The sequence below is a fragment of the Staphylococcus pseudintermedius genome, assembly GCF_001792775.2.
GTDB lineage: Bacteria > Bacillota > Bacilli > Staphylococcales > Staphylococcaceae > Staphylococcus > Staphylococcus pseudintermedius.
The window spans coordinates 1-20,728 of sequence record NZ_MLGE02000011.1; the positions used below are offsets into that span (position 1 = coordinate 1).

20 protein-coding genes and 1 other annotated feature are annotated in these 20,728 nt (G+C 37.5%); of the genes, 16 read left to right on the forward strand and 4 right to left on the reverse strand.

All coding sequences use genetic code 11. The features are described from left to right. Positions 1 to 279: 279 nt before the first annotated feature. Positions 280 to 690, forward strand: coding sequence for a transcriptional regulator, SarA/Rot family (locus BJK46_RS08330; RefSeq protein ID WP_014613606.1), 411 nt, complete (start codon positions 280 to 282; stop codon positions 688 to 690). A 502-nt stretch (positions 691 to 1,192) separates the two neighbouring features. Here BJK46_RS08330 and mnmM read toward each other — a convergent pair. Further along, positions 1,193 to 1,756 (reverse strand): tRNA 5-(aminomethyl)-2-thiouridylate-methyltransferase MnmM, encoded by a 564-nt coding sequence (gene mnmM, locus BJK46_RS08335; RefSeq protein ID WP_014613607.1) that lies wholly within the window; start codon positions 1,754 to 1,756, stop codon positions 1,193 to 1,195. Next, entirely contained in the window at positions 1,753 to 2,706 is a 954-nt protein-coding gene (gene mnmL, locus BJK46_RS08340; protein WP_014613608.1) for a tRNA modification radical SAM protein MnmL/YtqA, read from the reverse strand. Before mnmL ends, mnmM begins: the two co-directional genes overlap by 4 nt. 147 nt (positions 2,707 to 2,853) lie before the next feature. Between mnmL and BJK46_RS08345 the strand changes: the two genes are divergently transcribed. The 3 genes from BJK46_RS08345 to BJK46_RS08355 all read left to right on the forward strand — a co-directional run bounded on the left by BJK46_RS08345 (position 2,854) and on the right by BJK46_RS08355 (position 7,096). Next, a complete protein-coding gene (locus BJK46_RS08345; RefSeq protein WP_103263514.1) occupies positions 2,854 to 4,035 on the forward strand; it encodes an MDR family MFS transporter in 1,182 nt (393 codons plus the stop codon). Between the two features lie 69 nt (positions 4,036 to 4,104). Beyond that, positions 4,105 to 4,296: a binding site (T-box leader), on the forward strand. 47 nt (positions 4,297 to 4,343) lie between these two features. Next, entirely contained in the window at positions 4,344 to 6,758 is a 2,415-nt protein-coding gene (gene leuS, locus BJK46_RS08350) for a leucine--tRNA ligase (protein WP_181559405.1), read from the forward strand. A 26-nt stretch (positions 6,759 to 6,784) separates the two neighbouring features. Then, a complete protein-coding gene (locus tag BJK46_RS08355) occupies positions 6,785 to 7,096 on the forward strand; it encodes a rhodanese-like domain-containing protein (protein ID WP_015729339.1) in 312 nt (103 codons plus the stop codon). Between the two features lie 630 nt (positions 7,097 to 7,726). Here BJK46_RS08355 and BJK46_RS08360 read toward each other — a convergent pair. Then, complete coding sequence (locus tag BJK46_RS08360) at positions 7,727 to 8,983, reverse strand: BaiN/RdsA family NAD(P)/FAD-dependent oxidoreductase (RefSeq protein ID WP_096548030.1); 1,257 nt, start codon at positions 8,981 to 8,983, stop codon at positions 7,727 to 7,729. A 116-nt stretch (positions 8,984 to 9,099) separates the two neighbouring features. Between BJK46_RS08360 and BJK46_RS08365 the strand changes: the two genes are divergently transcribed. The 8 genes from BJK46_RS08365 to BJK46_RS08400 all read left to right on the forward strand — a co-directional run bounded on the left by BJK46_RS08365 (position 9,100) and on the right by BJK46_RS08400 (position 17,296). After that, complete coding sequence (locus tag BJK46_RS08365) at positions 9,100 to 10,734, forward strand: putative polysaccharide biosynthesis protein (protein ID WP_014613613.1); 1,635 nt, start codon at positions 9,100 to 9,102, stop codon at positions 10,732 to 10,734. Continuing rightward, positions 10,734 to 11,432 carry a pseudouridine synthase gene (locus tag BJK46_RS08370; protein WP_014613614.1) on the forward strand — a complete coding sequence of 233 codons (699 nt, stop codon included), beginning with the start codon at positions 10,734 to 10,736 and terminating at the stop codon, positions 11,430 to 11,432. Before BJK46_RS08365 ends, BJK46_RS08370 begins: the two co-directional genes overlap by 1 nt. An 83-nt stretch (positions 11,433 to 11,515) precedes the next feature. Next, complete coding sequence (locus BJK46_RS08375; RefSeq protein ID WP_014613615.1) at positions 11,516 to 11,914, forward strand: YtxH domain-containing protein; 399 nt, start codon at positions 11,516 to 11,518, stop codon at positions 11,912 to 11,914. A gap of 322 nt (positions 11,915 to 12,236) precedes the next feature. Beyond that, positions 12,237 to 13,646: a dipeptidase PepV gene (gene pepV / locus BJK46_RS08380; RefSeq protein WP_103263516.1), complete on the forward strand. Its 1,410-nt coding sequence runs from the start codon at positions 12,237 to 12,239 to the stop codon at positions 13,644 to 13,646. A 3-nt stretch (positions 13,647 to 13,649) separates the two neighbouring features. After that, the gene (gene dat / locus BJK46_RS08385) at positions 13,650 to 14,498 is read left to right on the forward strand and encodes a D-amino-acid transaminase (protein WP_014613618.1); all 849 of its coding nucleotides are present in this window, start codon (positions 13,650 to 13,652) and stop codon (positions 14,496 to 14,498) included. A 232-nt stretch (positions 14,499 to 14,730) separates the two neighbouring features. Next, positions 14,731 to 15,522: a phosphotransferase family protein gene (locus BJK46_RS08390; protein WP_014613619.1), complete on the forward strand. Its 792-nt coding sequence runs from the start codon at positions 14,731 to 14,733 to the stop codon at positions 15,520 to 15,522. Positions 15,523 to 15,537: 15 nt separating this feature from the next. Beyond that, positions 15,538 to 16,191 carry a tRNA (guanosine(46)-N7)-methyltransferase TrmB gene (gene trmB, locus BJK46_RS08395; protein ID WP_015729335.1) on the forward strand — a complete coding sequence of 218 codons (654 nt, stop codon included), beginning with the start codon at positions 15,538 to 15,540 and terminating at the stop codon, positions 16,189 to 16,191. 271 nt (positions 16,192 to 16,462) lie between these two features. After that, positions 16,463 to 17,296, forward strand: a complete 834-nt coding sequence (locus tag BJK46_RS08400; RefSeq protein WP_014613621.1) for a YtnP family quorum-quenching lactonase — start codon at positions 16,463 to 16,465, stop codon at positions 17,294 to 17,296. Between the two features lie 66 nt (positions 17,297 to 17,362). Here the strand turns inward: BJK46_RS08400 and BJK46_RS08405 are convergent, their stop codons facing one another. After that, positions 17,363 to 17,680, reverse strand: a complete 318-nt coding sequence (locus BJK46_RS08405; protein ID WP_014613622.1) for a hypothetical protein — start codon at positions 17,678 to 17,680, stop codon at positions 17,363 to 17,365. 95 nt (positions 17,681 to 17,775) lie between these two features. Between BJK46_RS08405 and BJK46_RS08410 the strand changes: the two genes are divergently transcribed. The 4 genes from BJK46_RS08410 to ytpR all read left to right on the forward strand — a co-directional run bounded on the left by BJK46_RS08410 (position 17,776) and on the right by ytpR (position 20,727). After that, positions 17,776 to 18,843 (forward strand): M42 family metallopeptidase, encoded by a 1,068-nt coding sequence (locus BJK46_RS08410; RefSeq protein ID WP_070407624.1) that lies wholly within the window; start codon positions 17,776 to 17,778, stop codon positions 18,841 to 18,843. Between the two features lie 11 nt (positions 18,844 to 18,854). Further along, entirely contained in the window at positions 18,855 to 19,163 is a 309-nt protein-coding gene (locus BJK46_RS08415; protein WP_014613624.1) for a thioredoxin family protein, read from the forward strand. Between the two features lie 92 nt (positions 19,164 to 19,255). Continuing rightward, a complete protein-coding gene (locus BJK46_RS08420; protein WP_015729331.1) occupies positions 19,256 to 20,122 on the forward strand; it encodes a DUF1444 domain-containing protein in 867 nt (288 codons plus the stop codon). 5 nt (positions 20,123 to 20,127) lie between these two features. Then, positions 20,128 to 20,727, forward strand: a complete 600-nt coding sequence (ytpR, locus tag BJK46_RS08425) for a YtpR family tRNA-binding protein (protein ID WP_014613626.1) — start codon at positions 20,128 to 20,130, stop codon at positions 20,725 to 20,727. The last annotated feature ends 1 nt before the right edge of the window (position 20,728 follow it).

Below are 20,728 nucleotides of genomic sequence, written 5' to 3' on the forward strand. Positions count from 1 at the left end.
CTCACCTTTTCTAATGAAAAATAATAAATAAATAGAGTTTTAAATGGTCCTATCTCTTTTTGTAGAGTGTAGGGCCGTTTTTTGCTGTTAAAAATGCTCACCTTTTTTTAAATATGCATTCTTTCTTTTATTTCAAAGTCAGTCATATACAATCAAATAGGGTAAAAACTTAAGAATGCGATTTTAAAATGACAAATTATTACTAAAATATTAAATATGATTAGATTTCTATTTTGTGGGTACAAATAAACGATAGGTAGAAAAGAATGGGGGTTTATTATGACTGAAAAAAATAATTATAAAGTGAGCGATATCATGCGCCTGGACCAACTGCAAAAAGAAGTTGAAGCCATTTTTGAAGAAATTGAGGGAAAATATCGTTTATCGAAAGAAGAGTTTTTGATTTTACTGACACTTTGGGATCAAGGTTCTATGACGTTAAAAGAAATGGATGACTACGTGAAAGTTAAGACTTATAAGCGTACAAGAACGTACAACAATTTGGTAGAAATGAAATGGATTGTTAAAGAGCGTCCGACAAACGATGAAAGAACCGTTATTATTCATTTTAATGAGGATAAAGAAGCGGACAAGCAAGATTTAATTAATTTTACATGTATGGAAATCGAAAAAAGAGATGCACATTTGAGAACATTATTAAATGACATTGTCAACGGCTGTGATATTTAAAGACCAATGCGACTCTCATTTGATATCAAGATTTAATCCACCCATTCTGAAAAAGCTAAAAAGAATTGAAGAGCTACAAAAGCCCGCAATTCTTGGCATCACCAAAGACGACATTGAATTAAAAAGAGAGTGCAAATGAAAATAAATTATTCATACTACCTATTATAAAACCAACGCTTCCCTAATGAGGATTGTCGTTGGTTTTTCTCGTAGTGAGCGATGAACGTAAATTTGAAATCAATACAAAAGCTTTAATTCACAGCATTCACATCTCTCTTAGTATTTTGAAAGAAGTAATATAGCAATGAATTTTTAAATTTACTTGAAGTAGGATATAAGAATGAAAACGATACGCCCACCTTTTGAAACGCATGACCAGATAGCTAAATATTGAGTGCTAAATCAAAAGGATTGGGGTATCGTTTTCCAATTTAAAATCTACAAAACTGAAACAAACTTAAAAATCTACACATCTTTTACAACGCTTTAACCTCATTTGACACTACGCTCTTTTTTCAATCGCAATCACATATGGTGGTCGATTTTGTTGATTAATAAACTCATACTTCAAAACATGAGCACGTTGTTGATCAAACGCTGCCAAATGCTTCATCAAAGTCATGCTTTCTTCCTTGCCTTCTTCATGACCAGGATAAACGACTAAAACGATGATGCCTTCTGGTTGTAATATATCAAAAATCGTCTGAACAGCAGCAAGTGTAGTCGTTGATTGTGTGACGATAGATTTGTCGCCTTTCGGTAAATAACCTAAATTAAAAATGGCAGCATGTACTTGAGTGAGATGTTCGTCTCTAATATATTGTGTAATCCATTCGTGCCCTGTATGAAAAAGAGAAACATTGTTGTAATCGTGAACACGTTGTTTTGTATTTTCAATGGCTTCTTGTTGGATGTCACAGCCATAAACATGACCATGAGGGACGAGGTCTGCTAAAAATTTTGTATCATGACCGTTACCACATGTTGCATCAATGACGACACTTTCTGATGTAGTATGGCTTCGAATTAATGATTTGGCAAAAGGTAAAATACGTTCGACTATCATATGTGCACCTGAGAACTATAAGATGCGCCTTGAACAGTTCCACGACGTTCAAGTTCTGCGTCAATCTCGTTTAATACTTCCCATTTATTGACACTCCACATGGGACCGACCATTAAATCAATAGGACCATCACCTGTAATACGGTGGACGATCATTTCTGGTGGCAATTGTTCGAGTTGATCACAGACGAGTTGAATGTACTGTTCTTTCGTCATAAATTCAAGTAAACCTTTATCATATTGTTTCATCATAGGTGTACCTTTTAATAGATGTAACAAATGAATTTTAATTCCTTGGACATCCATTTGAGCAACCGCTTTTGCAGTCTCTATCATCATGTCATAATCTTCACCAGGCAAGCCATTAATAATGTGTGAACATACTTTAATGTTGTGACGGCGTAATTTTGCGACGCCTTCGTAATAACAATCCATATCATGTGCACGGTTGATTAAGTCCGATGTTTCTTGATGAATGGTCTGTAAACCTAACTCTACCCATAAATATGTACGTTCATTTAATTCGGCGAGGTAGTCCACGACGTCATCTGGTAAACAATCTGGACGTGTCCCGATAGATAATCCGACAACACCCGGTTCTTTTAATGCAGCTTCAAATTTTTCTCGCAATACAGCAACGGGCGCATGTGTATTGGTAAAGGCTTGGAAATATGCAATGTATTGACCTTCGTGCCATTTCTCGTGCATTTTATTTTTAATCTCTTTAAATTGTACTTCGATAGCATCAGCACGGTTACCCGCAAAGTCACCACTCCCTGCTGCTGAACAAAAAGTACAACCGCCGTGCGCAACTGTACCGTCTCTATTAGGGCAATCAAAACCACCATCTAAAGCAACTTTAAATATTTTTTGTCCAAATTTATTTTTTAGATGATAATTTAAAGTATGATATCGTTTCTTCTCAAAAGCATATGGGAAATAAGTGCCCATCACAATCTTCCTTTCGACTTTCTATGTTTAAACTGTTTTTATCATATCGTATTCGTCATTTTTCTTAAACAGTATTTGAAGATTTTAACATATTTTCATTATAACGTGTTATAGTGTGTGCTAGAGACAAAAAGGAGTGAAACATCAGTGAATATGCCTAAAGAAATATGGTGGCTCGTCATTGGGATGGCGATTAATATCACAGGTGCGAGTTTTTTATGGCCGTTGAATACGATCTATATGAATGAGGAACTCGACAAATCATTAAGTACTGCTGGGCTCGTACTGATGGTCAATTCATTTGGAATGATTGTAGGAAATTTACTTGGTGGGACATTGTTCGATAAACTTGGAGGATATCGGACAATTATGTTAGGCACGATTGTGAGTTTGTGCGCTACCATTTTATTAAATTTCTTCCACGGTTGGCCTTGGTATGCGATTTGGCTCATTATGCTCGGTTTTGGCGGTGGGATGATTATCCCTGCTATTTATGCGATGGCTGGAGCAGTGTGGCCTCAAGGGGGAAGACAAACGTTTAATGCTATTTACTTAGCACAAAATATCGGTGTGGCATTAGGTGCAGCGCTAGGTGGTTTTGTTGCTGAACTAAGCTTTAATTATATTTTTATGGCGAATTTGGCGATGTATGTCATTTTCTTCTTTATCGCATTATTTCAATTTAATATGGACTATCAAGCGACGGTTAAACATCAAGAAACGTTGGAAAATGTGGCGCACATTCAAAACAAGAAACATTTCACAGCACTCATTTTATTATGTGTGATGTTTGCGCTATGTTGGATTGCATACGTTCAATGGCAAACAACTATTGCGTCATTTACACAAAGTATTGGTATTTCTATGAGTCAATATAGTTTGTTATGGACAGTGAACGGGGTGCTCATTTTAGTAGGACAACCTTTAATATTACCGATTATTCACCTCATTAAAGGGCAGCTGAAAAAGCAACTTTACTTTGGATTAGTCGTATTTATATTGTCGTTTTTCGTGACAAGTTTTGCGACATCATTTTCAATTTTTGTTGTAGGGATGGTCATTATGACATTTGCAGAAATGTTCGTTTGGCCTGCTGTACCAACGATTGCTAATAATTTAGCGCCTAAAGGTAGAGAAGGGGTCTATCAAGGCATTGTGAATTCTGCTTCAACAGTGGGGAAAGCTTTCGGTCCATTAGTTGGCGGGATACTCGTCGATGTGTTCAATATGCAAATCATGTTTTTATCAATGATAGGTTTACTCGTCGTCGCTATGGCATTCCTTACGATTTATGATAGAAAAGTTGATCCGAAAACGTTATATCGTTAATCACAGTAAATGACACTTGCATCTTCGTACCAAATTGCATAATATAGTAGATGATTACGAATTAAGCATGTGGTCGTACTGGACTGGAGTAGTAACTTAAAAGGGTTTCCACAGAGAGTTAGTGGTGGTGCGAACTAACGAAAAACTTTAAGTGAACTTGCCAATAAATAATGAAAAATAAATGACATCTCTTACTATTTAAAATGAAGTGCACTTCTAGGAGTGAATGAGGGTGGTACCGCGGCAAAAGTCGTCCCTTAGCATATATGAATAGTTTGAGGTGTCTTTTTATGAATGAGGAGGATTTAATTGTGAGTTACAATCATCAAGAAGTCGAAAAAAAGTGGCAAACGTATTGGCTAGAGAACAAAACGTTTAAAACAGAAGATAATATCGGGCAGAAGAAATTTTATGCATTAGATATGTTCCCTTATCCATCAGGTGCAGGGCTACATGTGGGGCATCCAGAAGGCTATACAGCAACTGACATATTGTCACGTTATAAGCGTATGCAAGGTTACAATGTATTACATCCAATGGGGTGGGACGCGTTTGGTTTACCTGCTGAACAGTATGCACTTGATACTGGAAACGACCCAGCCGAATTTACAAAACGTAACATTCAAACATTTAAGCGTCAAATTCAAGAGCTTGGTTTTAGTTATGACTGGGATCGTGAAGTCAGTACGACAGACCCTGAATATTATAAATGGACACAATGGATTTTTATTCAACTTTATAAAAAGGGATTAGCGTATATTGATGAAATTCCGGTAAACTGGTGTGAAGCGTTAGGCACAGTACTATCTAATGAAGAAGTGGTCGATGGTGTATCAGAACGTGGGGGCTACCCAGTGGTGCGACGCCCGATGAAACAATGGGTATTGAAAATCACAGAATATGCGGATCGTTTACTTGAAGACTTAGATACACTTGATTGGCCTGAATCGATTAAAGATATGCAACGTAACTGGATTGGTCGTTCTGAAGGGGCGAAAGTGAACTTTAAAGTCGAAAATATCAACACACCGATTGAAGTATTTACAACACGTCCAGATACGATTTACGGTGCAACATTTTTAGTGTTAAGTCCTGAACATACTTTAGTGAATCGTATTACGACACCACAACAATATGAAAAAGTGAAACATTATCAAGATGAAGCGGCGAAAAAATCTGACTTAGAACGTACAGATCTTGCAAAAGAAAAAACAGGTGTCTTCACAGGGGCTTATGCGATTCATCCGTTTACAGGAAAGCAAGTGCCTATTTGGATTGCTGATTATGTGTTAGCCTCATATGGGACAGGGGCTGTGATGGCTGTTCCAGCACATGATGAAAGAGACTACGAATTTGCGACAACATTTGATTTACCAGTTGTGACAGTTATTGAAAACGATGCAGAGACACCTTATTACACTGGTGACGGTGCACATGTTCAGTCTGGTGAATTAGACGGTCTGAACAATGAGGCGGCGATTGCAAAAGCGATTGAACTATTAGAAGCAAAAGGCCTTGGAGAAAAGAAAGTGAATTATAAACTCCGTGACTGGTTATTTAGTCGTCAACGTTACTGGGGTGAACCAATTCCAATTATTCATTGGGAAGATGGCTCAATGACAACAGTACCGGAAAACGAATTACCATTATTACTACCTAAAACGGATGAAATCAAGCCTTCAGGTACAGGGGAATCACCACTTGCGAATATTGATGATTTTGTGAATGTCGTTGATCCTGAAACCGGTATGAAAGGGCGTCGTGAAACAAACACAATGCCACAATGGGCGGGTAGTTGTTGGTATTACTTACGCTATATCGATCCTAAAAATGATCAAATGTTAGCAGACCCTGAAAAGCTTAAACATTGGTTGCCTGTTGACCTTTATATCGGTGGCGTTGAACATGCTGTATTACACTTATTATATGCACGTTTTTGGCATAAAGTGCTTTATGATCTTGGCGTTGTTCCTACGTCTGAGCCTTTCCAAAAATTATTCAACCAAGGTATGATTTTAGGTGAAGGTAACGAAAAAATGAGCAAATCAAAAGGTAATGTGGTGAATCCAGACGATATCGTTCGTTCACATGGTGCAGACACTTTACGTTTATATGAAATGTTTATGGGGCCATTAGAAGCTTCAATTGCGTGGAGTGAAAATGGTTTAGATGGTTCACGTCGCTTCTTAGATCGTGTATGGCGTTTATTTGTCACTGAAGACGGTCAACTCACAGATAAAGTGATTGAAGGTGACACACCAGCATTACAAACGGTTTACCATCAAACAGTTAAAAAGGTCACTGAAGACTTCGAATCATTAAGTTTTAATACGGCAATTAGTCAATTGATGGTCTTTATTAATGAATGTTATAAGGCTGACAACATTTCTAAAGCTTATGCAGAAGGTTTTGTGAAAATGCTAGCCCCTATTGCACCGCATGTCGGTGAGGAATTATGGTCTATTTTAGGACATGATACAACGATTACTTACCAACCATGGCCAAGTTTCGATCCATCGCTATTAGAAGAAGATGTGGTTGAAATTGTCGTTCAAGTGAATGGTAAAGTTCGTGCTAAAATCGAAATTCCTAAAGATATGAGTAAAGCAGATATGGAAGCGACAGCGTTAGCCAATGACAACATTAAAGCTGCAGTTGAGGGTAAAGATGTTAAGAAAGTTATTGCAGTTCCACAAAAATTGGTGAATATTGTCGCGAAATAAAGAAGAATGAGGGAGCGTAGAGGATAATGAAAGAAATTACTACAGATGAATTAAAAGAGATTGTTTTAAGTTCAGAACCAGTAAATATTGTCGATGTACGCGAAGATGAAGAAGTGGCAATGGGAATGATTCCTAATGCTGAACATATTCCGATGAATGACATTCCGGATCATGTGGATGATTTCAAAAAGGATACGACGTACTACATTGTTTGTGCTGGCGGTGTGAGAAGTGCGAAAGTGGTTGCGTTTTTGAATGATCACGGGATTGATGCGGTGAATGTTGAAGGTGGTATGCGTGCTTGGGGTGAAGAAGGATTAGAGTTTAAGCGTATTTAGAATATGATGATGCACTGTTATTGTTGTGTGGGAGACCATGCGATAATAGCAGTGTTTTTGTGTTGTTGTTTGGTGAACATTTCGATTACATTTGAGTGTGTTTGTAGGTTGTTGAACATTTCGAAAAGTTTAGTTTAATATTTCTTGATTGCAGCACTTGCCTTCCCTTTCCTAGGGGCTGATCCTTCAAGTAAATTCGGCTGGATTAAAGCATACACTTGATGGAGGCCGAATTGGATTTTGGGAGCAGTACAGAAATCTCATGTACAACAAAGATTTCGTCGTACTGCCCCCGCAAGGCTGACTCGACTTCTCACCGGCAAAAGCATTGAGAAGTCAGATAGCTACTGCGTTAAAAAGTAGCCACTCTCATAATTCAATGATTTGATTTTGCTTTCAACTTTCCTCTCAGGAGTCTTGCACGGTCTTGCAATATGTAGGGGGGTGGGGGGGACAAACAACAACACAAACTATCAAAAGCCACCACTCACCTTAACATAGCTCTTTGTACGCGTTGAGACGGCCAAATGCGGAGATTAATGATGTTAACATTTGAATGGATACAGCAATCAAAACCCCCAGCTCGTTATCAATTTGAGATGGGGGAATGTTGTGTGGCAGGGTTAATTTTTATTCTACAAAGCCAGCGAAGTAACCTGCGACGTAACCCGTAACAAGGGCGCTCGTAATGTTGTAACCCCCCGTATATCCATGAATATCCAATACTTCACCGCATAAATATAGGCCAGGTGTGATTTTAGATTCCATAGTCGTGGGTACGATTTCTTTGATGGAAACGCCGCCGCCGGTTACGAAAGCTTTTTCTAACGGTAATGTGCCGTAGACTTCGAAAGTAAATGCTTTGAATTGATGTGCGAGTGTGCTAAGTTGTTGTGCACTGATATGATGGTATGTCGTTTCAAACGGAATATCGGCGCTATCAATGATCAGTGTTAAGTAGCGTTCTTCAATCAACCCTTTGAGTGCATTTTTAATATGCTTATCGGGTTGTGATTTGAGCTGCTTCGTGATTTTTTGTTTAAGTGCTTCTTCATTGATTTCAGGAAAGGCATCAATTTGCATTTGAATGTTTTGTTGCTTCTGACTTTTTTGCTCGTGATAAATAAACTGACTACATCTCAGTGCGGCAGGGCCACTAATACCGAAATGTGTAAAGAGCATGTCCATTTGATGAGTAATGCGTTTTTTGCCATTTTTCTTTAAGACAGATAGACCGACGTTTTTTAGACTCAACCCTTTAAGTGATTGGTTTTTAATAAATGGTGCGTTTGATTTAATCGGAACTTCTGTAGGGAAAAGTTCTGTAATGTGATGACCTAGTGATTGTGCAAAGCGATAGCCATCGCCTGTTGACCCAGTTTGGGGTACACTTGTGCCACCAGTCGCAATAATGACTGTTTTTGCTTTATACGTATCACCATCTTGAAGTTGGACTTGGAAATGGTCTGAATCCACTTTTTTCACGTCCACTACAGTTTGTTCTTCTTTGACTGTAACCTTATTTTGTTTCAATTCACGAATCAATGCATCGAGTACATCTTGTGACTGATTTGATACAGGGAACATACGACCATGGTCTTCCTCTTTTAATGCAACACCACGCGATTCAAAAAATTCGATAATAGATTGGTTATCGAAAATTGAAAAAGGACTGTATAAGAATTTTCCATTTCCAGGAATGTGTTGAATAATTTCAGCATAGGGCAAGTTGTTCGTCACATTGCAACGACCCCCGCCGGATATTTTTAATTTTCGTCCTAAACCTTTCTTTTTTTCTAACAGGAGTACGGGTTGCCCGTTTTGACTTGATGAAATGGCAGCCATTAATCCGCTCGGCCCGCCACCGATCACAATTGTTTGATACATTTTATAAAAACCCCTTAAAATTGATATTTTGATTTTAACATATTCTCAATCAGTGTATAATATCCGTATTGTGTTATAATTAAATCTTGAAAAAATGTAGAGTAGGTAGGTTATCTATGAGTGAAAACAAGGAATTAGTAAGGGGAACATTTTTACTAACTTTAAGTATTTTAATTACAAAAGTTTTAGGCATTATTTACGTTATCCCGTTTTACCAAATCATAGGCGGTGCAGATAATCTTGCACCTTTTAACTATGCTTATGGACCTTACAATGTTGCGATAGCTGTTGCCACTGCAGGTGTACCTCTTGCGGCGTCGAAATACGTTGCGAAATACAATACATTAGGTGCATATCGTGTCAGTCAAAAACTGTACAAATCCAGCTTTATCGTGATGAGTATTACAGGTATATTAGGCTTTGTCATTTTATATCTCTTGTCTCCAATGATTGCGTCTGTCACGATTGCGCATAATATGGATAAAAATGCGGGTTGGACAGTCGATCAAATTACTGCTATTATTCGTACGATTAGCTTTGTCGTTATTTTTATTCCAGTGTTAGCCACTTGGCGAGGGGTCTTCCAAGGTTACAAATCGATGGGACCGACAGCATTATCCGAAGTTACAGAACAAATTGCACGTATCATTTTTATTTTAGTCGGTAGCTATCTCGTATTAAATGTCTTTGATGGCTCTGTATTATTAGCAAATGGTATCGCGACGTTCGGTGCTGCGATTGGTGCGATTGCAGGTATTTTAACACTTTGGTGGTATTGGATTAAGCGGCGTCGCGGTATACATGAAATGGTGGCTTCGGATATGACGGGGATTGATGTGTCATATTCAAAAATGTACAAAGAAATTCTCTCATACAGTATTCCATTCGTCATTGTAAGTCTTAACTTCCCATTGTTTATGATTGTGGACCAATTGACGCACAATAATGCATTATCCATTGCAGGCGTGGAAACGAGTTTACAAGGTACATTTTTTACGATGCTCAATATGACAACGAATAAAATTGTTATGATTCCAACGTCTTTAGCTGCTGGATTTGCGATTAGTTTAATTCCATTTATTACTAAAACATATGAAAAAGGCGATTATGTTGAAATGCATCGTCAAATTCGTACGTCATTAGGTGTTTTGATGTACATTACCGTGCCGGCAAGTTTAGGGATTATGGCCTTAGCTGTGCCACTTTATACGGTGTTTTATGAATACAGTATGGATGGCAGTCGTCTATTGTTCTACTATGCACCTGTCGCGATTTTGATTTCACTATTGAGTGTGACGGCATCGATGCTACAAGGGATTGATAAGCAAAAATTAACGGTGTTCGTCATTGTTGGTTCAGTCGTGTTGAAATTCATTTTAAACATGCCTTTAATTATTATGTTTGAAACAGCTGGTGCGATTTTAAGTACAGCGATTGCATTAACTTTTGCGATTGTATGTAACTTTTTCATTCTTAAAAAATATGCGCGTTTCAAATTTAACGAGACGATTATCGATGTATGTAAAATTTTATTATATAGCTTTATGATGATGATTATTGTTGAAATCATTTATTTTGGCTTGCAATTCGTGATTTCACCAGCAAGTCATGTCGGCGCATTTATTATTACAGTCATTTGTGCTATCGTCGGTGTTATTATTTATGCAGTATTAACGATGAAAACACGCTTGGCAGATAAGTTTTTAGGTGAGATTCCAAACAAAATTAGACGTAAAGTGAGCTTTTTATAATGCGTATTGATAAATTTTTAGCGCAAATGGGTGTCGGTACACGTACAGAAGTTAAAGCATTGTTGAAAAAAGGGCATGTATTGCATAATGGCGCGAAAATCAAGTCCTCTAAAACACAAATTGATCCAGAGCATGATGTGGTCGAAGTGAAGGGGCGTGTGATTGCTTACGAACCGTTTGTGTATTTGATGATGAATAAACCTCAAAACGTCATTTCTGCAACGGTAGATGATCAACATCAAACAGTGATTGACATAATTGAAGGCTACCGACATTTAGACTTATTTCCAGTAGGTCGGCTTGATAAAGATACAGAAGGGCTTTTGTTAATTACGAATGATGGTCAATTTAACCATGCGTTGATGAATCCAAATAAGCATGTATCGAAAACGTATTGGGTTAAAGCGAAGTATGCATTGAAAACAAATGATCCAAAACGTTTTGAAGAAGGTATCACATTAAAAGAGGGAAGGCTACAACCTGCACATCTTGAAATTTTGGATGATTCAATGACGGCATTCGTTACAATTCAAGAAGGGAAGTACCATCAAGTGAAGCGAATGTTTCATGCGATTGATAATGAGGTTGTCGGGTTAAAAAGAGTGTCTATTGGTGACCTCACGTTAGATTCATCACTGTCACCAGGTGCTTATCGATCTTTAACAGAGGATGAGCTGAAATTACTGAATTATCGTTAATCGGTCAAATATTTAATTGAAAGAGGTTTAACTTGCATATCTGTCGGGTAACCTTACATTAAAAGTATTTGAGGTGATTAAAGATGGCAAAATCAGGAAAACTGTTTAAAGCGATTCTTGGTATTGGAGGTGCAGTGGCAGCAGTTGTACTTTCAAATAAACAAAACCGCGAAAACTTGAAGCAAGAATATCAAAAATATAAAGAAAATCCGGAAGACTACAAAAAGCGCGCACAAGAAAAAGCAGCACAAGTGAGTGAAGCTGCAACGCAAGAATTTAATAAAGTGAAAGAGGATCCAAAAGCTTATATTAACGAAGCAAAACAAGATCCGAAATCATTTATTAATGAGAAAAAAGAACAGTTATTGAATAGCGAACAACAGGATAACTTAGATGACAGAGAAGCTTTGTTTGATGATGAAGGTGGCGGAGATTCTTCACACAATTTACATGTGGTGCGTGATAACGAACCGAACAAGTAACATTTTTAAAACCAGACGTTAAGGTGTCATGTCGATGCCCTTAGCGTCTGTTTTTTAATTTTACTGTCACAGTTTTGAGGACATTTGTAGCATTGTTATGAATTGACATAGAAGTCATGGTGCCTATGATGACTTGAGTTCTATGTAAGATGTTTTTTCATGATAATTTTTTTAGTATTTCCGCGAGTGTATCGCCATTTTAAAATGAAGGACAATGTTTTATCAGAAAAATTAAAAAACTGTGCAGAAATATTACTGTCGTTTAATGAATAATTCATGTAAAATAAGAAATACAATCATGAAAAAAAGGAAGTTGATCAGCATGTGGAGAGAAAAAGTACAAGAATATGAAACGCAAATGATCGAAGACTTAAAAGGACTTTTAGCTATTAAATCAGTCCGTAATGATACAGAAGCTACGGAAGACGCGCCAGTGGGTCCAGGTCCTAAGGCAGCACTGGAATATATGTATCAGTTAGCTGAGCGCGATGGATTTAATACATTTGATACCGATCATTTAGCTGGCCGTATCGAAATCGGTAAAGGTGAAGAACTTTTTGGTATTTTAGGTCATGTTGATGTTGTGCCAGCCGGTGATGGTTGGGATTCAGATCCATTTGACCCTGTTGAGACGGACGACCGTATTATTGCGCGTGGAACACTTGATGACAAAGGGCCTACTATTGCGGCTTATTATGCAGTAAAAATTCTTAATGATATGAATGTCGATTGGAAAAAGAGAATACATATTATTATCGGAACAGACGAAGAGTCTGAATGGAAATGTACAGAACGTTATTTCAAAACTGAAGAAATGCCGACGATTGGTATTGCACCTGATGCAGAATTCCCACTCATTCACGGTGAAAAAGGGATTACGACATTTACGATTAAACAGCAAACTTTAACGTTAGATGACGATGAACCTGAAATCGAATTGAAGCAGTTCGCTTCCGGTGAACGTTTCAACATGGTACCAGACGTTGCCAATGCAGATATTTTAGTGAAAGAAAATATGACGGATACGATTCAACGTTTTGAAGCATTTTTATCAGAACATCAATTAGAAGGCCACCACGAAATTGATAGTGGCATTTTGAAATTAACTGTTTTTGGTAAAGCTGTACACGGCATGGATCCATCTATTGGTGTGAATGCTGGTTTATATTTAATTCATTTCTTAAACACGTTGAATTTAAATCAATCTGCGCAATCATGGACAGCTTTTGGAGAAAAATACTTATTTGATTCTCACTTTGGTGAAAAAATGGGTATGAAGTTCCATTCAGATTCGATGGGTGATTTAACAACAAATATCGGTGTTATTCGCTATGACTTAGATGAAGGAGGTTCGTTCGGCATTAATTTACGTTATCCAGAAGGTTTTGATTTTGACCGTGCCATCAGCGACTTTACTGCCGAGATTCAAGCATTAGGCTTTGACATTGAAGTTCTTAAAGTACAAACACCTCATTTTGTGAACCCTGAAGATCCATTTGTGCAAAAATTACTCACAGCTTATCGCAACCAAACAGGAGACATGCGCCCATCATTTACGATTGGCGGAGGGACGTATGCCCGTAATTTAGATAAAGGTGTCGCGTTCGGTGCGATGTTTGAGGACTCAGAAGATTTAATGCATCAAAAAAATGAATACATCACGAAAAAACAACTATTTAACGCAACGAGCATCTATTTAGAAGCGATTTATGCGGTTTGTGTGGAGGGATAATCTATGACAAAAGTATTGATTAATGAAAGTTTTGTAGAAGAAAGCGAGGCTAAAGTCGCTTTTAATGACCGTGGATACAATTTTGGAGACGGTATTTACGAATACGTTCGCATTTATGACAACAAATTATTTACTGCTAAAGAACATTTCGAACGTTTATTACGCAGTGCGAGTGAAATCGGTTTAGAATTAAATTATACAGTGGAATCATTGACTGAACTTGTTCGTGAACTCGCACAAGTGAATAATGTGACAAATGGTGGGGTCTATATGCAAGTGACACGTGGTGCTGCACCACGTGACCATGCTTTTCCAACGCCATCAGTAGAACCTGTATTAACAGCTTTCGTAAAATCATACGATCGTCCGTTTAAAGCGCTTGAAGAGGGTGTCTCAGTCGTTACTACGGATGATATTCGCTGGTTACGTTGCGATATTAAAAGTTTAAACTTATTAGGTAACGTATTGGCGAAAGAATATGCGACAAAATACAATGCGACTGAAGCGATTCAACATCGTGATGGTACAGTGACAGAGGGTGCTTCAAGTAATGTTTATGCGATTAAAGATGGCGTTGTATACACACATCCGGCGAACAATTTAATTTTAAAAGGGATTACACGTCAGGTGATTAAATGGATTTGTGATGATGAGCAAATTACCTTTAAAGATGAAGCATTCTCATTAGCATTTTTGAAAGACGCTGATGAAGTAATCATTTCAAGTACGTCTGCCGAAGTGATGCCTGTCGTTAAAATCGATGGTGAAGTGGTTAATGACGGTGAAGTGGGTCCGATTACAAGACGTCTACAAGAAGGTTTTGAAAGATATATTCATTCACATTCACACTAAGTAGGCTGATTTGACAGTATTATGAAGAGTTTGTGAAACTTTCAAAACGGATAAAGGTAAAAAGTCACATTTTGTGTTTCATTTTTGGTTGAAAAAAAGGCTCAATAATTATAAAATCTTAAATGAGTGCAAAACATGAACGTGAATTTAAAATCATTGAAAAAATGATTTAAATATGGCTCTTGAAAAAATTTCTTGAGCCTTTTCTATTTGAAAGTGAGGTGAACGAGTTGTGGAGCAGTTTTATCAGTTAGGATGGACGCTTGACTCGGCTGGTGGTGCGTCTGGTGAAGCTTATATGGCTGAACAAGATGGTCAAAAGTTGTTTCTGAAACGTAATTCCAATCCATTTATTGCTGCATTATCAGCAGAAGGCATCGTGCCTAAATTGGTTTGGACAAAACGTATCGAAACAGGCGAAGTGGTAACAGCCCAACATTGGAAAAATGGGCGTGAACTAGAATCGCAAGAAATGGCCCAAAATCGTGTGGCGCATTTGTTGAAAAAAATTCATCAGTCAAAACCATTGTTAACGATGTTGAAGCGTATGGAGATGGCGCCTATCACACCTGAAATTATGTTGCATAAAATTAACGCCTCTTTGTCTCGTGATGTGTTAACGCATCATATCGTGAGAAAGGCTTTAACGTATTTGGAAGACCATATGCCGGAGTTTGATCCACGTTTTTATACGGTAGTTCACGGGGATGTCAATCATAATAACTGGCTTTTATCAGATAAAGATGAACTCTTTCTCGTCGATTGGGAGGGTGCGATGATTGCTGACCCTGCCATTGATATCGGTATGCTGCTCTACAACTACGTGCCTGAAGCGCAATGGTCGAGTTGGTTTGACACATATGAAGTGAAAGAAACGATGAATTTAAAAAAACGTATGAAATGGTATACGGTGATTCAGTCTATTGGTATGATTCAGTGGAACGAAGAACATAAACGTTATAAAGATATGAATACTTGGCTCAAATTCTTAAATGAAGTCATGAAGAGTAATGTATTTATTTAGGGAGTATGAATAATCATGAGAATGCGAAATAAACCGTGGGCTGAGTCTTACTTAACTGAGCATAACGATATTGTGGATTTAGAAGCCGTGCATGCCCATCAAGTGAGTGAGTGGTTCGAACGACAACAGCCGATTCACATAGAAGTCGGTTCTGGCATGGGCAAGTTTATTACGACCTTAGCTCAGCAAAATCCACATATTAACTATGTTGCCATTGAAAGAGATAAAAATGTGATGATTCGTGTGTTGGATAAAGTACGCGAACATAACTTAACGAATATTAAATTATTATGTAACGATGCGGTCATTTTAACAGACTATTTTCGTCAAGGCGAAGTGGACCGAATTTATTTAAACTTTTCTGATCCATGGCCGAAAAAACGGCACGCCAAACGTCGATTAACTTACCGTAGCTTTTTAGCGCTCTATCAACAAATCCTTCGTGAAGATGGTGAGCTTCATTTTAAAACAGATAATCGCGGATTGTTTGCATATAGTCTTGAGAGTATGTCTCAATTCGGCATGTATTTTACAAAAATTAACTTGAACCTCCATCAAGAAGACGAAGGGGATAATATTCCGACTGAGTATGAACATAAATTTGCCGAAAAAGGTTCACGTATTTATCGAATGGAAGCAAAATTTCATTCTAAACAGACAACCGAATAATTTATAAAAGCAATGTGTGTGACTCCAAATCGCCCGCATTGCTTTTTTGATTTGGATGGGACATAAAAATTTTGATGCTATTGATGCAATTTTTTGTATCTCATTTCCTGACATTTTCCATCTACTTTAAAATTACTAATGAATCATAAATCTATGAATAGATTGAAACTCAAACGTTTCTATGTCCCAACCTCACGAGTGTTGAGAGTTGAAACCGGACTATGCTTTCGTTGATAATGGAAATGCGTAAAATGAAATTGAGGTGTTCGATATGCAATTAGGCAAGTTACAAATTGATCCACTAAACGGAGGATTCACACAGATGGACGGTGGGGCGATTTTTGGTGTCGTTCCTAAACCGTTATGGGAACGTGAATATCCAGTGAATGATAAGAACCAAGTCCCATTAACGACTTCCCCCATACTGATTCGAACTGAAGATAAAAATATTTTAATAGACACTGGGATTGGTAAAGGAAAATTAACCGAGAAGCAGTTGCGTAATTATGGTGTACGCTATGAATCGGATATTGATGCATCACTCGCACAATTCTCACTAACATGTGAGGATATCGATATTGTGTTAATGACGCATATGCATTTTGATCATGCGACAGGGTTAACAGATGCGAACGGTCAAGCGCAATTTCCTAATGCGTGGCACTATGTTCAACAAGATGAATGGTATGAATTTATTGCACCTAATATTAGAAGTCAAGCGACGTATTGGCCTATAAATAGAGGAACCTATGAAGCGAATTTGATTTTATTTGAAGATACTATTGAGCCTTATCCGGGAATTAAAATGAAACATACCGGTGGTCATAGTTTTGGTCATGCTGTCATCGAGATAGAAAGTGAAGGTGAAAAAGCTGTGCATATGGCGGATATTTTAAGTACGACTGCACATCGCAATCCATTATGGGTCTCTGCTTACGATGATTATCCTATGCAATCTATTCGTGAAAAAGAGCGACTCACACGTTACTATGTCGCACATCAATATTGGTTTCTGTTTTATCATGATGTTCAACATTTTGCGGCGAAATTGAGCAAAGACTTAAAAAGTGTCGAAGCGTCAATTTTACGTGAGCATGTTGATTAAAAAGAAAGTGAACCAACATACCACAATAAATGTGACTATGCTGGTTCACCTTTGAGATGAGCAACGTTAGATTTCTATAATATCAATGATTTGGCCATTATATGCATCTGCAATAAATTCATAGTTAAATGTTTTTCCGTGTCGCTCAGCAGTGATGCCGCCTTTATAAACCTCATATTCAATACCGAATTTACGATATGTCGTTGGTTCATACAAAATATAAGAGCCTGTGACATGTCTGAAATAGCCCTTCACAGATTGGATGACTTTATCTGCTGATATGTATTTTTGCTTGTTCATATTCAGCGCGTAAAAATAACTTCCTGCTAAAAGGCTAAGGATTAAAATGGGAATCAATAAAGGCCAGTTTTTTTTCGATATCATTTTCTACATCTCCTTATTGAAGACTTAATTATAGTTTACCACAATAAAGATGATATACTAAGTAAAGAGAATAAAAATTCAGAGGAGTGTGTGTCATGTCGAATCATACAATAGATAAAATCAAAACATTAACGGAAATGCATGGTGCTCCTAACTTTGAACAGCATGTCCGTGAGTATATGAAAAAAATGATGGCACCTTACGTAGATACGTTTGTAGATGATCGTATGGGTGGTTTTTATGGTGTAAAAAGAAGTGGTAAACCGAATGCAAAACGTGTCATGGTGGCGGCACATATGGACGAAATCGGCTTTATGATTACTGAGGTGACACCACAAGGCTTTATTAAGTTTACTGCACTTGGAGGCGTTGCAAACGATATTTGGCAAGGTCAACGCTTGAAAATTATGACGCAACAAGGTGAAGAAATTATTGGTGTTGTTGCGAATATCCCAAAACATTTTAGAAGTGGTCAGGAACAAGCGCCACGTATTGAAGACTTGCTCTTGGATATCGGAGAAAGTGATGCTGACGCTGTATATAACAGAGGTATTCAAATTGGAGATGCGATCGTACCTTATACAGAACTATTGCAATTGTCCGAATATCGCTATGCTGCGAAGGCTTGGGATAATCGTTATGGTTGCGTCATTGCGTTAGAATTGTTAGAACAGTTAAAAGATGTGACACTAGACTTTGATTTGTACGTCGGTGCGAATGTTCAGGAAGAAGTTGGTCTCCGTGGTGCAGAAGTGGCAGCACGTTTAGTGGATCCGGATGTAGCATTCGTTGTGGACTGCTCTCCTGCAAATGACATGAAAGGTCGACAAGGTTTATCCGGTGTGCTCGGAGAAGGAGCATTATTACGTATTAAAGATGGAACGATGTTGTTAAAACCGGCATTTAAAACATTTTTACAAGATGTTGCGTTACGTCATGATGTTATGTATCAACATTACATTTCACCCGGCGGTACTGATGGTGGTGCAATTCATAAAGCGAATATCGGTGTCCCTACAGCTGTTATCGGTGTATGTGCACGCTATATTCACAGTACGGATGCCGTATTTGATATTCGAGATTATCAAGCTGCAAAAACGTGGTTAACGGCATCGATTCAAACATTAAATCTTGAAACGATAGAACAATTACAATACCAATAGGAGTGACGAAGATGATTCAATTAGAAAGCGAACAACAATTTAAAGACTTTGCTAACGACAATACTGTATTTTTATTTAGCGCAAATTGGTGTGGTGACTGTCGTGTCATTGAACCAGGATTACCAGAGTTAGAAGAGAAATATGCACAGTTTAAATTCGTGAAAGTCGACCGCGATGAATTTATCGATTTAGCGATTGAACATGATATTATGGGCATTCCAAGCTTCCTCGTATATCAAAATGGACAACAAGTCGGTTCATACATTGGTAAAGAAAGAAAAACAATTGAACAGATTGACACATTTCTCAGTCAATTTTAATGAGATTTTAACCCTTAGGACATGGTTTTTTTCTAGTCCTAAGGGTATATTTATTGTAAACTAATATAAGGCGTGTAATTAGGAGTGAAAACATGAATGTCTTTAAAATGAGAGACTTAATCAAATCGCGATTAACACATTTAGAAGTGGATTATCAATTTAATCGCGACGAAGAATCATTAAGAATTTATCGACAAGATAATCATAAAGGGATCACTGTTAAACTTTCTCCAGTTGTTGCCAAATATAATAAAGGACAGGAAAAGATTGTTGATGAGATTATTTATTATGTAGAAGAAACGATTCAACAAATGAAAGATGAATCACATAAAACATTAGATGAAATTCGTGTCATGCCTGTGATTCGTGCGACAAGTTTTGATCAACAGACGAAAGAAGGGAAGGCATTTATTACTGAACCTCATACCGCTGAAACACGCGTGTATTATGCACTCGATCTCGGAAAGTCATATCGTTTGATTGATGAAGATTTAATGCAGTCTTTAAATTTGTCCCAGCAACAACTTAAAGAAATGGCGATGTTTAATGTTAGAAAATTAAACAATTCATTTACGACTGATGAGGTCAAAGGGAACATTTTTTATTTTATTAATAAAAATGATGGCTATGATGCAAGTCGAATTATGAATGCAAAATTATTAGCTGAATTTGAAGAACGGTGTGAAGGGGAAATGCTTGTTGCGGTTCCTCATCAAGATGTGTTGCTGATTGCAGATATTCGTAATAAAACAGGTTACGATATTATGGCACACATGACGATGGATTTTTTCGCAAAAGGGCTTGTACCAATTACATCACTTTCTTTTGCCTATGAGAACGGTCATTTTGAACCGATATTTATTTTAGGTAAAAACAATAAACAAAAACCGAATGATAATCCTAACGTTGTTCATCATCTACGAGCAACGAAAGATATTAACAATAACAATGAGGAGTAATGAAGATGAATTTGTTTTTTAATCCAACTGGTGTAGGAAATGTGGCATTTTTACAACTTGAACAAGGTGAAGGGCCATTTGAATATGAACGTCACGGTGATGTCGTCGCTATTAAAGACAATCAAAAAATTGTAGGTTTTAATTTATTTGAAGCGACAAATCATTTGAATATTGAGGGCATCGGGCATATTAAATTGACGGAGACGTTGCTTACAGAAATTCAAAAGATGATTGATCATACGGACCTTGATTATCAAATTGAGGTAGACTTGTCACCAAAATTTGTCGTAGGTTATGTTCAATCGAAAGAAAAACACCCGAATGCTGACAAATTAAGCATTGTTCAAGTAGATGTTGGTACTGAAACATTACAAATTGTTTGTGGTGCACCTAATATTGATCAAGGTCAAAAGGTCGTTGTCGCAAAAGTAGGTGCGGTAATGCCAAGTGGAATGATCATTAAAGATGCTGAATTAAGAGGTGTACCTTCAAGTGGAATGGTATGTTCAATGAAAGAGTTGAATTTACCGAATGCACCACAAGAGAAAGGCATTATGGTATTAGATGATCATTATCAAGTAGGTCAACCATTTTTTGATGAATAGA